Annotated in this window: 10 protein-coding genes; all 10 read right to left on the reverse strand. The window is 73.2% G+C overall.

All coding sequences use genetic code 11. The features are described 5' to 3' along the window. A complete protein-coding gene (locus WME96_RS16110) occupies positions 1-2,985 on the reverse strand; it encodes a hypothetical protein (RefSeq protein WP_437290994.1) in 2,985 nt (994 codons plus the stop codon). A gap of 2 nt (positions 2,986-2,987) precedes the next feature. After that, entirely contained in the window at positions 2,988-5,303 is a 2,316-nt protein-coding gene (locus tag WME96_RS16115; RefSeq protein WP_437290995.1) for a type VI secretion system Vgr family protein, read from the reverse strand. A 1-nt stretch (position 5,304) separates the two neighbouring features. Beyond that, positions 5,305-7,512, reverse strand: a complete 2,208-nt coding sequence (locus WME96_RS16120; RefSeq protein ID WP_437290996.1) for a type VI secretion system Vgr family protein — start codon at positions 7,510-7,512, stop codon at positions 5,305-5,307. 1 nt (position 7,513) lies between these two features. After that, positions 7,514-9,742, reverse strand: a complete 2,229-nt coding sequence (locus tag WME96_RS16125; RefSeq protein ID WP_437290997.1) for a type VI secretion system Vgr family protein — start codon at positions 9,740-9,742, stop codon at positions 7,514-7,516. Positions 9,743-9,813: 71 nt separating this feature from the next. Further along, a complete protein-coding gene (locus WME96_RS16130; RefSeq protein WP_437290998.1) occupies positions 9,814-10,920 on the reverse strand; it encodes a hypothetical protein in 1,107 nt (368 codons plus the stop codon). A 19-nt stretch (positions 10,921-10,939) separates the two neighbouring features. Further along, a complete protein-coding gene (locus WME96_RS16135) occupies positions 10,940-11,923 on the reverse strand; it encodes a type VI immunity family protein (RefSeq protein ID WP_437290999.1) in 984 nt (327 codons plus the stop codon). Further along, entirely contained in the window at positions 11,920-12,729 is an 810-nt protein-coding gene (locus WME96_RS16140; protein ID WP_437291000.1) for a hypothetical protein, read from the reverse strand. Before WME96_RS16140 ends, WME96_RS16135 begins: the two co-directional genes overlap by 4 nt. Positions 12,730-12,738: 9 nt before the next feature. Continuing rightward, positions 12,739-13,368: a hypothetical protein gene (locus WME96_RS16145; protein ID WP_437291001.1), complete on the reverse strand. Its 630-nt coding sequence runs from the start codon at positions 13,366-13,368 to the stop codon at positions 12,739-12,741. Positions 13,369-13,530: 162 nt separating this feature from the next. Further along, a complete protein-coding gene (locus tag WME96_RS16150; protein ID WP_437291002.1) occupies positions 13,531-13,899 on the reverse strand; it encodes a PAAR-like domain-containing protein in 369 nt (122 codons plus the stop codon). 25 nt (positions 13,900-13,924) lie between these two features. After that, on the reverse strand, positions 13,925-14,500 hold the full coding sequence (locus WME96_RS16155) for a hypothetical protein (protein ID WP_437291003.1): 576 nt from the start codon (positions 14,498-14,500) through the stop codon (positions 13,925-13,927). Between the last annotated feature and the right edge of the window lie 44 nt (positions 14,501-14,544).

Here is a 14,544-nt window from a genome sequence, read left to right on the forward strand (position 1 = left end):
TCACTTCGCCGGGGCGCCTCGCTTGCTCCAGTGGTCGTGATAGCGCCGGTACATCTCCTGCCATGCACCGTACACCGCCGCATCGCGGCCAAGCCGCTCTTTCCAGGCCCGATCGACCGCCGCCCGCGTTTGCGGCGATTGCAGCCCGTAACGCTGGAAGGTGGCCTCGGCGGCCCAGGGGAACACCGCCAGCTCGGCGCACAGCGATGCATACTGGGCCAGCGAAAGGTCGGCGTCGGCTCCAGGGTCTGGCTGACCCGGCGGAGGCGGAGGTGCCGAGGAGCGCGGCGCGCCAGCGCCATGCTCCGGCCCGAACCCAGGTGGCGAGGGCGGCGGCGTGGGCGACCCGGAGCCGTCAGCGGGCCGCTGGAACGGCATCGCCGAGCTCGCCGGCGCGACGGAGACTTCCTGCGTCGTCATGAAGGGCGTGCCCGCGTCGCGCCGGCTCCCCGGCACCGGCGCTGCGCTTCCGGAGCCCCCTTCCGGAGGTGACGGCGCGGCGCGGAATGGCAGCACAGGCGCCGCCGAGATCAGGGGGACCGACACCGTGCCACCGGCGAGCGCCGACAGCCGCTGCTCGACGTCACCCGCAGCGCCGCTCCGGCTCGGTCCCGCGGCGCGGAAAGGTAACTCTGGACGTGGCGGGAGGGGCGCCACGGGCATCGTCCCTCCGAAGTCGACAGCGCCTCTGCCGGTCACCGTCGGCTCCGGACCACGCGCGCCTGGACGCTGCTCACCTCCCGGCCCCGCAGGGCGGAACGGCAAGGACACGTCCGGAGCGCGCTCGCTCGTCGCCCTGGCAGGAGCGTCGCGCTGGTCCCCGAACACGTACGTCCCGGAGAGCTCCGCCCGCGACGCAGGTGCGCTCGGCTCGGGCGACGAGGGCGCCGGCGCGAGCGAGCGCGCGCGCATGGGCAACGCCGGTTCCTCGGGCTCCCTCGCCAGCCCATACGACCACGCGCCCGGGGCGACCTTGATGGCCGCCACGCGCGTCCGCAGATCGGACAGGTGCCGGCGCTGACGCGCGACCCAGTCGCGCGGCGAGAACGGAGAGCACATCCCTGTGACAAGCGCGAGCTCCAGGGCAGCCGCCTCGCGCGCTGCCGGCGGGGTGAGCCGCGACTCCAGCTCGTCGACGATCTGGAGCGGCGTGAACGCGGCGCCTCCGCGGGTCTTCATCCGGGCGTCCAGGCGCTGCGCCCTGGCATGCAGCCAGGCGGACCACCGCGACGGATCGGTGACGATGCGCTCCACCTTGCGCAGCGGGATGGGAATGCTGCCCGCGTCAGCGAACTCCGGAGGCAGCTCGACCTCCCACGGCTCCTCGACCGTCTCGCGCAAACCGGCCCCTGTCATCCGCTCCAGCGACTCGGCCGCGGCGGCGACGATCTCGCGATCCTCGTGCTCCAGGGCACGGATCAGCGTCCCGAGCGCGTCGAGGTGCCCGAAACGGCCGAGGCCGCGCAGCAGGCTCGCCGTGGGCGCGGCGCTCGCGGCGCCGAGGAGGCGATCGAGGTCGCTCGCGCGCCCCGCGAGGCAGAGGAGCGCCAGCGCCCTCGGAACACGCGAGGGCGACACCGGGGCGTCGACCGCGCTCCGCAGGAGCTGGAGCGCAGGGGCATGCCCGCGGCGAAGGAGCGACTCCACCGCGACGAGGAAGACGTCCTCGTCCCCGGTCGTCGCGCAGAGGCGCTCGAGGTGGGCGAGCGCGTCGCGACGGGGGAGCGCGGCGGCGAGCGCTCGCGCGATCCGCGCGGCGATCTCCGGCTCGGCGCGCTCGAGCAGCGGAACGACGACCTGATCGGGCGTCGGACCGCGCGCGTGGAGGACGTCCAGCGCGAGGGCCACGAGCTCCGGCCGCGCGCTCGTGCACAGGTCGGCCATGGCGCGGTCGATGGCAGGGCTCGGCGCGAGCCAGAAGCCCTCGAACCAGCCCGGGAGCTCCTCCGGCGCGCTCTGCTTGAGCGTCATGACCGCCGCGCCGACCGTGTCGTTGCCCTCGATGCTGCCGAGCGTGAGCGCGACCGCGAAGGCGCGCTCGGGGTCGGGGATCTTGGCCTCGGCGTGGTAGAGCGAGACGATCGGCAGCGCCGTGCCGCCGAGCGAGGCGAAGGCGTCCAGGCTCTCGAGGAGCTGCTCCTCGAAGCTCGCCTGGTCGAGCCAGGTCTCGATCGCGTTCGGCTTGCGGAGCTCCCGCGCGCCGGCGATGTCCTCGAGGTAGGAGCGCGCGAGGCGGCGCAGCACCTCCGCCTCCTCGACCGAGGGCTCGTAGGGCAGCGGGAGCGGGTCTCCGGCCGGCGCCGCGCCGTCCTCCTCGCCGCGGAGCGAGCCCGGCTCGGCCCCGAGCAGGCGCTTGGCCAGCTCACCCGACACGGCGGCGCGCCGGAACGCCTCGAGCTCCTCGAGCGTGCGGGGCCTCGGCGGCGCCGCGCGGGGCGGGGCGGCCGCGGGCGGCGGCTCCTCGGGGGTCACCTCGACGTGCGGCACGAGCGAGCGGCGAGGGAAGGCGTGGAGCTCGGGCACGCCGCGGCTCGCGCGGAAGGGCCGGGGCGTGGGCGCCTCGACCCGCTCGGTCCCGTAGATCTCCGCGCGGCGGGCGAACTGCGCCCGGGCGACGGCGTCGTGGCCCGACTGCAGCGCCGACTGCGCCGTCCTCAGGGCGCCGAGCACCCTGGCGAGCAGCCCGACGCCGTCCGCCTGCGGCGGGAGGCTCTGCGCAGGAGCGCCGCGCTGCGCTGCGGCGTCGAAGAGCGCGCGCGCCTCGCCGACGAGCGCCGCCGCCTCGCTCAGCCCGTCGAGGTGCGCGCGCGCGAGCGGACCGGAGTCGAGCACGACGTAGACGCACTCGATGGCGTGGAGCAGCCGGTCGCGGATGCCCTCGCGATCGACGTCCAGCGGGAGCCCCGCGAGCGCGAAGAGCACCTCCTCGACGGCGCTCCTCGCGACCACGACGGCCGCGTGGCCAGGGCTCGGCTCGACGGCCACCGCTACTTGTCCTCGACCATGGGCGCCAGCTCCGCGTGCGGGCCCGTGGCGATGAGCTTGATCGTCTTCGACTTGATGCTGACCGCGCCGTTCGCCACGGTGACGTTCGAGCCGCCGACCTTGAGGACGATCTTCCCCGCGTTCAGGGCCACGGCGCCGCCGACCAGGATCGAGAGGGCGCTCGACGCCGTGAGCTGCACGTCGCCGCCCGCCGCCGCAGCCCAGATGCCACCCACCGTCGTCGCCTTCGCGCCGCCCACGCCCACGTTGACGTCGCCTCCGGCGGCCGTGATCAGCGCGCCGCCCACCGTCGACGCGTGCGCGCCGACCGTCAGCTCGCTCCGGCCAGAGGCGGCCGCCTCGATCTTGGCGGCGCCCACGGAGACGCTCGCGGCGCCGGCGACGGCCATGGACGCGCTGAGCGCGGCCACCTCCACGCAGCTACCGCCCACCGTCTCCGAGAGCGAGCCCGCCGTGGTGATCGACGTCGACATCGGCGTGAGCTGCGTGTGCGAGCCGCCGATCGTGAGCGACCGCGCGCCCTTGATGTCCACCTTCTCGTCGCCGGATACCGTCTTCGTGCGCGACGCCCCGACCTCCCACTGCTGCACCCCGGCCACCTGGAGCTCGGAGGCGGCGCCGATATCCACGGTCTGATCCGCGCCGATCGACACGGACTGGTTCGCGCCGACGACGCGGCTCTCGTGGACGGCGATCTTCTCGTCGCGGTCGTTCGCCACCGCGATGTTCGCGTCCTTCTGCGCGTGGACCATCACCTGCTCGGAGCCGGCGGCGTCCTCCATGCGGATCTCGTTGGAGCCACCGCCGCCCGGGGTGGACAGCGACTTCAGGCCCGTCATGGTCTTGCCGTCGGGCAGCTTGTAGGGGGGCGCGAAGATCGCGTTGTAGACGCGCCCGACGACGATCGGCCGATCGGGGTCGCCGTCCTCGAAGTCGACAAGCACCTCCCAGCCGACCCGGGGAATGGCGAGCGCGCCGCTCAGGAATTGCTGCCCGACCCGCACCCAGGCAGAGCTCCGCTCGTCCTGCGTGCTGCGGCGGTCCCAGACGAAGGAGACCTTCACCCGACCGTGCTCGTCACAGTGGATCTCCGACCCGGCCGGACCGCGCACCTTCGCGATCTGGGGCCCTGGCACCGCGGCGCGCGGCGTCCGCCGGGACGGCCGCAGCACGGCGTCCTCCGGGAGGGCGGTGAACGTGCTCGTGAGCCGCGTCAGATCGACATCGAGCGCCCCGCCGGGGTCGTCCGCAGGAGCCGCGCCTCGCCCCGGTCCGCGCGCGCCCTGGGCATCCGCCGCGCCGGCGCGGTCCTCCCAGCGCTGCTCCAGCTCCCGGACCACCCACGTGCGGTCGAGATCGCCCGCGGGCGCGCCGGTCAGCGCGAACGTGTGACCGGGAAGGAGCGCGGATGTGCCGCCCACGCACCGGATGCAGCGCGCCTCGGTCCGGAGGGCGTCGAGGAACGCTGCGGCGCGGCGCCGCCCCTCCGCGGGGTCGACGTAGCGCCCCGGATAGTCGTAGAGCTCGCGGCCGAGCGGCGCCTCGTCCGCCGCCTCCGCCGTGAGATCCAGGCTCGGACGCTTGAAGTCGTGGTCCCGGAGGGTGACCTTCGCGGGCCGGACGCGCTCGACCTCCGCGATCGAGGCGACGGCCTCCTGGGCTGCGAGGGTCGACTCGGGGCGGAAGACCACCTCCGGCGTTGCCGCCTTCGCGAGCGCCGAGCTGGCGTCCGCGAACACCAGGAGCGAGCCCGCCTCGTCGAACTCGAAGAAGTAGAAGATGCCGTCCTCCTCGAGGATGCGCGAGAGGAAGTCGAACGACGTCTCGCCGAACTGCGTGCACACCTCGCGCTTCGCGTAGCTGCCCGACAGACGGAAGGCGACCTCGGCGCCGTCGAGCCCCGCCTCCTCGAGCAGGATCCGCGCGATGCCCTCGGTGGTCATGTCCTGGAACAGGCGATGATCGGTGATGAGCTTGAGCGCGGCGAGCGGAGACTCGACCGTGAGGCTCACGCGCTGACGATCCCCGAGCGCGGTCGCGCGCTCGAGGACCCGGGTCACGAGGCCGCTCAGGCGCCGGAGCACGGCCCCGTCGCTCTGCCGCGCCATCACGACCTGCGCGCGCGAGAGGAGCCAGGCGTGAGGGTCGATGTCCGTGCCAGGGATCTCGATCTCCAGCTCGGCCACGAACGAGACGCTGAGGCCCTCGCGCGTGTGAAAGCTGCGCACGCGGGCGAGACCTGGATCGACGCCCTGCGTCGCGAAGAAGACCTGATAGGGGGTGTGTTCGGTCGCCATGTCAGTTGTGCTCGATGACGGAGCCGCCGGTGTCGATGGTGCCCGCCGGCAGCCCGATGGCGGGCGCCTTGACCTCGACGGAGCCCGGCTTGATCTTGAGCGACGCGGCGCCAGCGACGATCAGGATCTCGTTCTCGGCCTCGATGCTGATGGTGGGGGCGTTGCCGACGAACGCGCCGCCGACGATCACCTTCATCTTGCTCGTCGAGGACTCGCCGATGTTGCTCCCGGCGGCGATGACGTTGGCGCCGCCGACCGTCAGCGCGACGGCGCCCTTGCCGGACAGGTCGTAGCTCGATCCGGCCGCCTCGATCTTCGCGCCGCCGACCGTCTCAGCGCAGGCGCCCAGCGTGACGTGCGACACCCCGGACCCCGCGGCGGCGATGTGGGCCCCGGCCACCGAGACGCTCGCGGACCCCAGCGTGGAGCGGCTCGCCTCCAGGGCGCTCGCGCCGATCATGCTGCCGCCGACCGTCAGCGTCCTCCCGCTCTGCGCGTCCAGCGTGGTGCCGGCGGTGGCGATCTGGGTGCGCGAGGCCCCGATCGTGGCCGACTCGGCGCCGGTGATCGCCACGCTGCGGCTGCCGCTCACGGTGAGCGACTCGGAGGCGCCCACCTGCACGGATTGATCGCCGCCGATCGTGGCCTTGGCGTTGCTCCCGATCGTCACGCGCTGGTTCGCGCCGACGGCGACCGTGTGATCCGTCCCGATCTTCGCCTCGAGGTTGTTGCCGACGACGATCTTCTGGTCCTTCGAGGCCTGGATGAACATCTCCTCGGATCCGACCTTGTCCTCGAAGCGGATCTCGTTGGTGGACCCGCCCCCCGGGGTGGTGGCGGTCTGCCAGGACGTGCGCGTCTTGTTCGCCGGGAGCGCATAGGGCGTCGGGTGCTCGCCGTCGTACAGGTGCGCCACGACGGCGGGCGCGTCGATGTCCTCGTCGTGATGGTAGGCGAGCACGTCCCAGCCGACGCGCGGCAGGATCATCGAGCCAGGGAGCGGGAGCTGCCCCACGCGCTGCCACGTGGAGGCGTTCTCGTCCCGGCCGCCGAGGCGATCCCAGTGGAACTGGACGCGCACCCGCCCCGCGTCGTCGGGGTGAATCTCCTGGCCAGCCGGGCCGACGACCGTACCCGTCTGCGGACCTCCCGGCGTCCGCGTGACGGCGCGCCGCGGCGGCCGGAACGGTATCGAGGCCGGCTGCGCCTCCCACCGCACCGACCACTCCTCGTCCAGCCCCTGGCCGTGTCGCGGCTGCCGCAGATCGCAGGTCACGGCGCGCAGCAGGTACCGGCCGTTCAGCGAGTCCACCGGGTGATCCTCGATCGCGATCACGTATCCGGGCAGCAGCCGGACGCCGCTCGCCTCGCCGGAGACGATGTCCCGGTCCGCGGAGAGCGCCTCGAGCGCCCGCGCTGCGCGGGTCTGGGCGGCGTCGGGCCGGGAGAAGCGCCCCGGGTAGTCGTAGACCTCGAGCGCGCCCTTTCCCCGCGTCGCGCGGCCCTCCAGGACGAACCGGGGCTTCTGCGGGTCGTAGTCACGCAGCCGGACGGCCTCGGTGCGCGCCCGGTGCGTCCTGCGCAGGCGCTGGACGGCGTCGCGCGTGGCGGCGAGCTGGCTGTCGTCCTGGAACGGCATGGCGGCGCCCCCGGGCAGGTCGGCGGCGGCCGTCGTGTCGTCGCCGAGCACCAGCGTCGTCGCGTCCTCGCCGCACTCGAACCAGTACGCGATTCCCTCCTCGGCGAGCAGCCGCTCCACGAAGGACCAGTCGCTCTCGCGGTACTGGGCGATGCAGGGGCGCTCCGCGCAGGATCCGCGCAGGACCCAGCGCGTCGCGCCGTCGAGACCCCCGCGCGCGAGCGCGTCCTTCACCGCGGAGACCGGGGTCTGCTCCTGGTACACCCGGCAGTCCGCGCCCACCGTGAGCGCCTCGACGGCAGGGCCGAGCGTCAGCACGAAGCTGCCTGCGCCCAGCGCGCTCAGGGTGCGCTCGACGGCCATGACCAGGCCGCGCACAGCGAGCGCGCTCCCGAAGCGGTCACGCAGGGTCAAGGTGAAGGGCCGCCCGACCAGGTCCGCTGGCGCCGGCGGATCTTCGCGGGCGAACGCCTCCACCTCGAACCGGAAGAGCTCGGACAGCGCGAGCCGCCCGCGCGCCGCCGCCACGTCGAGCGGGACGCCGTCTATCTCGAGCTCGCACAGCGACATATCACCCCACCAGGTTCGGGTTCCCGGAGATCTTGAGCTTCCCCGACGCGTCGCATTTCACCAGGCCGACGAACGACGCCGAGCCCGCGGTGAGCGTGAGGACGCCGCCGCCGCCGAGCAGGTTCGCGATGCCGGCGACCTTGATCGAGACCTTCTTCGATTTGATCGAGAGCTTGCCCGCCGCGTTCGCGCAGGCGACTCCCCCCACGGTGATCACGCTCGGGCCCTTGGTGCCGCCGGAGTAGTTGCCGCCCGCCGCCTGCACGCAGACGCCCCCCACGGTCACGGCCATGGCGCCGATCGCCGACTGGCTGATCGACGAGCCCGCGGCCACGATCTTGACCCCGCCGACCGTCTCCGATCTCGCCCCGGCGACCGCGACGGTGTGCTCGGAGCCGGCGGCCGTCACCATCGAGCCGCCGACCGTCAGGCTGTGGGCGCCGACCGCCGTGCGCGTCAGCCCCAGCGCGGCGAGCGTCGTGTGGGTGCCGCCGACCGTCTCCGTGTCGCCGCCGCCGACGATGGCCGTGAGATTGCCGCTCAGCGTGACCGTCTCCGAGGCGCCGACGCGCTTCGTCCGGTCGCCGCCCAGCGTGAAGCCGGCGTCCCCGCCCACCGTCGTCGTCAGGTTCGCGCCGACGCGGACAGCCTGGTTGCTGCCGATCTGCGCGATCGAGTCGCTCCCCACCTCGCGCGCGTCGTCGGCGCCGATGTCCTCGGTCTGGTTGTCGTTCGTCGTGCCGTCGTAGTCCTTCGACGCGTTGAGGAAGAACTCCTGGCCGCCCGCGCCGTCCGACATCCGGACCTCGTTGCTCTTGCCGCCGCCGGGGCTCGATCGCGTCTGCAGCGCCATCTTCGAGCCGGCGGCCGGGTAGGCGTAGGGCGACACCTTCTCGGCGTTGTACATGCGGGCGATGGCGGTGGGCCGATCCGGGTCTCCGAACGGGTAGACGATCGCCATCTCCCAGCCGACGCGGGCGAGCGCCATCGAGCCGCTGATCGGGATCTGGGCGACGCGCATCCAGCACGAGCTGGTGTTGTCCTGCTTCCCCAGGCGATCCCAGAAGAACCGCCCCTTCATCCGCCCGAGCTCGTCCGTGTGGATCTCGCTCCCCGCGGGGCCCGTGACCACGGCCGCATGGGGGCCGCGCACCGCGGGCCGGGGCGCCCGGCGCGGCGGACGGTACGGCGTCCCCTGCGGGATGCAGGTGAACCGGTTCCGGTAGCTCGCGCGCGCCTGCTCGACGTCGCCCCCCTCATGCGCGATCAGGACGAGCTCGTGCTCGACGCTCGTGAGCGCGTACCCCCGCGCGAGCTCCGCGCGGGTAGGCCCCTCCAGCGTGAACGTGGCGCCGGCGCGCATCTCCAGCCGGTCGCTTTCTCCCACCCCGATCCGCCGCTGCGCGGCGAGCTCCTCGGCCCGGATCCGCGCCAGCGCCTCGCCCTCCTCCGGCGTCTGGTGGCCGCCGGGGAACTCGAAGCGATCGAGCTGGCTCGAAGGGACGAGCTCGGCGCTGGCGACGAGATCCAGGTTCGGCTGCATGAAGTTGTAGTCGCCGACCGAGCAGCGCTCCGGCGTGGCGCGGGACTCGAGCGCGAAGGCGTGCACCCCCTCGCCGTGCATGCGATCGTCGATCAGCCGCAGGATCTCGTCTCCCTCGATCGGCTCGAACGCGCTCGGAGCGTCCGCCATCCGGAGGTGCGCCGCGCCCTCGTCCTGCGCGACGATGTAAAAGATGCCCTCGTGCTCGAGCAGCCTGGAGACGAACGCGAGATCGGTCTCACGGTGCTGGACGCAATAGGCGCGCGTGGTCAGGGCGCGCTGCAGCGAGAACGAGAAGCGCGAAGGGGCGATGCCAGCGTCCTGCAGGACCCCGGAGACGATCGCTTGCGCGTCCTTGTCCTGGAAGGTGCGGACGTCGGCGCGCAGGGCGAGCAGCTCCAGCTCGTGCGCGAGCTCGACGCGGTAGCGGCGCCGGTGGCCGCGGTGGATGCCGTCGAAATGCATCGCCATGACGACCAGGTGGAAGCGGCGCACGGGCGCGCCGTCGACCGCGATCTCCAGCGTGACCGGCTCGCCGACGCAGGCCGCGCCGTCGAGGTCGACGTCGCCGACGGCCACGACCGCCGCGCGCGTCGGCTCGGAGAGCGCCTCGCGCACCTCGGCGGACACGACGTTGAGCTCATCCAGGGAAGCGCCGCGGAGCGCCGCTGTCAGATGTCGTTCCACTCGTCCCTCCAGCGCGCTGGCCTGCGCCGCGCGGCGAGTCCATCAGAACCGTCCGCCGGACCGCGGCGCCCTCAGCGCCGCGAGAGATTCCCTCCGAACTGACTCGACGCCTGGCCGTGGAGCGCGTCACCGGCAGCCGCCTCCAGGTCCGCCGGGGTGGCCTCCCGGATCGACGCGTCGTCGGGCTGGACGTCGATCACGAACCCGCGCGGCGGCGCGCCCGGCGGCGACAGCATCCAGAGCCGGCCGCGCCCGCCGTGCGCCGAGGCGGCGCGGAAGACCGCGGCCAGCCGCGTCCCCCACATCGACAGCGCGCCCGCGCCGAGGGCGCCCTTGACGAAGGCGCGCGATTCGTCGGCGTTGACGCGGAAGAACGCGAGCGGCGGGTCCATCTCTTGAACCTGCCAGGTCAGGTCCTGCGGAGACGTCGGCGGCCCGGGCTTCCCCGACAGCGCGGCGGGCCATCCGGCGAGATCCGCGGGGCGGACCTTCGTGCGCCCCCATTTCAAGCACTCTGCCTTCTTGGCGAACTGCACCTCGCCCGAGACGATGACGTCGAAGCCCTGATCCCCGGAAGCGGCCGCCGCGGGCGCCGGCTCCGCCGCCGCGGCGGCGCTCCTGGCCTTGCCCGTCGGCGCCTTGTCGGCGGCCCCGGCCTTCGCGCTCGGCTTCTTGAGCTTCTTGAACGCGGGCAGCGGCGCTGTCTCGCCGTCCGCGGTCCGCTCCAGCCAGACGAACGGCGCGCTCTTCTCGATGAGCGCGATCTCCTCGTCCTCCAGCGGGGTGCGCACGGTCGTCCCCTCCGGGCGGACCTCGAACGAGATCGAGAGGGGGCTCGTCCTGAACCCGATGAAATCGAGGCGGCCCCGGCCGCCGACGTCGGCGGACGCCCGGAGGGCGGCGGCCAGCCGCGCGCCGAAGGCGGTGAAGATGTGCTCGGGCAGCACCGCCGCGAGCTCGATCCGGCCGGACTCGTCGCGCAGCCCGTGGGGCAGCCCCTGGAGGCGCTTCGCGAGATCCGAGAAGATCGCCGCGACCGTCGCCGGCGAGGCGCCCTCGGCCTCGAGCGGATCGGGCCAGTCCGTGTACGCGGCGGGGTCGATCTTCCTCCTCTTCCACCCGGCGAGCGCCTCCGCCGGCACCTCGAACGCGGCGATCGCGGCCACGTCGTATCCCATCTCGTCTTTCCTTCCCGGCTCAGAAGAGCCGCTTCTCGAAGCGACGCAGCCATTGCGTCGTCGTCGATTCGGTCCAGGCCTCGTAAAAATTCAGCCCCTCCGCGGCGCGCACCGGACGCACCATCTCGTCGGCGCGCACGTACGCCGGGGGGATCCTCAGGCGATTGTGGTCTCCTGCCTCCGGTTGCGGCCCGGCGCGGAGCACCAGGTGCTCCCCGGCCCGGAACGTGGTCACCAGGTCGTCGCTCTCGGGGAGCCGGCCGCGGGCCTGCGCGAGCTCGTCCTGGAGCCCTCGCCCGAGCAGCGTGAGCCAGTTGACGGTCCGCAGGCGGTCGTGAAGCTCCTCCATCCAGGCGACGTAGAGTCCCACATCGTAGCCGGGGTGGCGCCGCGCGTGCGCGTAGATCGCCTGCATCGCTTCGGCGTGGAGCTGCGTCTCCCACGCTGAATACGTCAGCCCCGCCGCGCCCCAGCGGAGGCGCAGCAGCGCGGCGATCTCGAGGGTGCGCCGCGCGAAGTCGTCGAGGGGCCACGTCGAGGGCACGGTGAGCCGCAGGACCGCCGGCGCGATGAGCTGCGGGGTGTCGTCCGAGCCGACGATCTCGGCGTAGAACCGGTAGGACCAGGGTGACGCCCAGAGCCGGCGCGCCGCGCCGTGGCAGGCGAGCCCCATGTCCGCGCGCCGGCGCACGTTGAACTCCAGGGCCAGCCGGAACGCCTCCGGATCCTGGATTTGCCCGTGCGGGACGACGGCCAGCGACGCCGGGTACGCGCTCGCGAACGCCAGATCCGCCGGCTCGAACGGCTCCTCCTGGCCGATCCGCGAGTTCAGGGTCCAGCGCAGCTCGCCGCCCATCCAGTCGAGGACCTTCAGGTGGACCTGCTCGAGGCGCGCCTCGTCCTCGGGGAGCAACGCCTCCAGGTGGAACACGGCGCCGAGGACGCCATGCAGGACGGGCGTGGCGCCGGAGGTGCACAGGGGCGGCGGCGCGGCGCTCGTCACGGCAACCCCACGTCCAGCCTGGCGACGCGCGCGGCGCGCAGGTGGAACGCGCCCACCAGGTTGATCAGCAGATTGCGCGCGGCGCGGCGCTCACAGAGGAACTCGTCCCAGCGGGCGGCGAGGATGTGGCCGCCGCGCCCCGCGCCGGGCGGCATCACCACACGAGAGCGCCCGAGCCCGCCCGCGCCGCCATACGTGACGAGGCACCCGGTCCAGACCAGCAGGACGTCATCGAACGCGAGCAGCAGATCGTTCGACGCGGTGTCGGCGAGGACGGCCCGGACGAACGCCTGTTTGCCCGCGAGCGGGACGTCGCGCACCGTGAACGGGGCCGGGTGCAGCTCGAGGTGCGTCCTCGGCGGGTGCATCCACGCCTCGACGTCACCCTCGCGCACCGAGAGGGCGCTGCCGTCGAGCGGCAGGCCACCGAAGAGGGAGAGCGATCGGACCCGGCCGCTGCCGCCGAGGAGCTCGACGACGTGGCGCAGGTAGCGCGGCGAGACCGCGGCGACCTCGATCCCGTAGAGGTACGAGGGCCCGACCGCGGCAGGATCCGCGGGGTCGATGGGGCCCTCGAGCCACCGCGCCCGGCCCGCGCCCGGGTCGAACTCCGCGCCTCCTGCGGCTCCGGCGTTGATCTCCTCGATGATCGTCCGCACGAGGAAGGGGATGAGCGTCCCGGGATCGGGCCCCTCCAGATCGAGGAGCAGGGCGAGCTTCTGGGGGGCGAGGCTCGCGCGGTAGGCGATCTGCAGCCCACCTCGAACGAAGGCCAGCTCGGGCGGTAGCGGGGCTCTGTGGCTCATGGCGGCACGTCAGGGGTACCCTTCGCAGTCGCTGTTCCAGTCCTTGCAGGCCAGCTTGCAGGCCGCGCAGTTGACGAGCTCCACCGTTCCGTCGGGGCTCGCCTTGGCATAGTTCGAGAGCTGCCCCGGGTGACTCTCTTTCTCGGTGGGCCGCTTGATCTCGACGGGGCGGCCGTTCGGCCGCTCGGCGTCGGGGCACAGCACCCGGTGGACGCGGAAGCGCCGCCGGAGCGCCCCCCTCGTGGCGCCCGACATCTGGTGCCGGAGCGCAGAATAGGTGTTGGCCGACGCCGGCGGGTTGGCGGCCATCTGGTTGATCACGCCGAGCGCGCGCCGCGCGACGCGGCTGCCGTATCCCCCCTGGCTCGCCAGGTTCCGCAGGCCGAGCACGCCGCGGGGGCCGCCCGCGGCCCTGGCGCCTCCGATGAAGCCGATGGGACGCTCGCGCGTGGCCGCGAGCGCCGGATCGTTCAGCTTGTCGAAGACCGCGTCGTTGAAGTCACCGCGATCGTCCTTCGGTGTGGCGCACCAGTCCTTCAGCGCGGCGTCGTACGCGGCGCAGATCGGATCTCCCGGGTCGGGGGCGACGACGGTGCCGCCCGGCGCGAGGATGCTGCCCTTCGGAACGTTCGTCGTCACCGCATCCCTCCGCCGCGGTCCGTGAAGGTGTCCCAGGGCGCCGGGGGCCTCCTGCCCGGCGAGCGCCGCGCCCTTTCGGTCCTCGAGCTCTCCGAAGGCGCTCCGGGCTGGGTCACGCCAGATGCCTTCAGGTGCCTTGAATCAAGCTCCCATCACCCGTGTTCAGCCGTTCGAGTTGGACGAGTCGAGCGTCCGGACCACGCCGCCGCGCTCGGCCTTCACGTCGGTCGAGGCCATGATGATCCCGCACCGACCCATGATCTTGTTGCTGATCACCCCGAAGAGCGTGCCGGGTTGATCGCCGTTCGACACGGCCGTCTTGCCCCGCTTCGTCCATGTCGGCGTGCCGACGACGAGCACCTTGGTCGCGTAGCCGCTCCCCATGGTCGTGGACACCGCGATGTTCGGGTAGGGGAGGGGCAGGGGAGATGGGGCGGCCGGCGTCTTGCAAACGTCGGTGGGGCCGTCGCTCACCGACGTGTGTGCGGTCGCGACGCTCGCGACGAACTTCTTGGCGCTGACCAGCGGCATCGCGTCAACCTCCCCCTTCCTCGTCCTAGTTGAGGTGGATCATGCGGGCGATGAGCTTCTGGACGCCCGAGGCGCGGGACGTGATGTTGCGGGACAGGAGCTCGATATGCCCGAGGGCCCGCAGCACGACGCTGCTCGCCCCCGTGAGTAAGGCGACCTCGTGCTCGCCCCGGAGGGTGACCCGCCGCGCCTCGATGACGTAGCTGTCGCCGGGATCGATCCCCGGCGTGGGCGCGGTGCGCAGCGCCCCGAGCACGACGTGCTCGCCCTCCTCGCGCTGCACGATGAGGCGCTCGCGGCGCGCGAGCGCGCCCTCCACGACCACCGGATCGAGCGGCGCGTCGAGCCGCGCCTCGATCACGGCGGCCCCCAGCCGGAGCGCCGCGCGACCCGTGGCCGGGTCGAAGCCCGTCACCTCCAGGGCCATGAGGCCCGTGGGAGAGGCCTCCGAGCCGGCGGGGGGCGTGGCGATCGCACCGGAGCGCGGCGCGTCGTCCGCGGGCTGCTCCGGCGCCCGGCTCGGCCACCGCTGCCCGGTGGAGGCGGCGCGGGCGGCGGGCTCAAGGTCGTTGGCGAGCGAGGCGCGATCGGGACGGCTCATCCACCCTCCAGAAGCACAGCTATGATTACGGTATCATACAGCCC

Origin of the sequence: Sorangium sp. So ce406 (assembly GCF_051474675.1) — a bacterium.
In the GTDB taxonomy this organism is placed as follows: Bacteria; Myxococcota_A; Polyangia; order Polyangiales; family Polyangiaceae; genus Sorangium; species Sorangium cellulosum_G.

Coding starts and splice junctions, on each gene's coding strand:
- WME96_RS16140 (WP_437291000.1), bottom strand. CDS start 12,729: ATGAGCCACAGAGCCCCGCTACCGCCCGAGCTGGCCTTCGTTCGAGGT.
- WME96_RS16155 (WP_437291003.1), bottom strand. CDS start 14,500: ATGAGCCGTCCCGATCGCGCCTCGCTCGCCAACGACCTTGAGCCCGCC.
- WME96_RS16130 (WP_437290998.1), bottom strand. CDS start 10,920: ATGGGATACGACGTGGCCGCGATCGCCGCGTTCGAGGTGCCGGCGGAG.
- WME96_RS16120 (WP_437290996.1), bottom strand. CDS start 7,512: ATGTCGCTGTGCGAGCTCGAGATAGACGGCGTCCCGCTCGACGTGGCG.
- WME96_RS16150 (WP_437291002.1), bottom strand. CDS start 13,899: ATGCCGCTGGTCAGCGCCAAGAAGTTCGTCGCGAGCGTCGCGACCGCA.
- WME96_RS16115 (WP_437290995.1), bottom strand. CDS start 5,303: ATGGCGACCGAACACACCCCCTATCAGGTCTTCTTCGCGACGCAGGGC.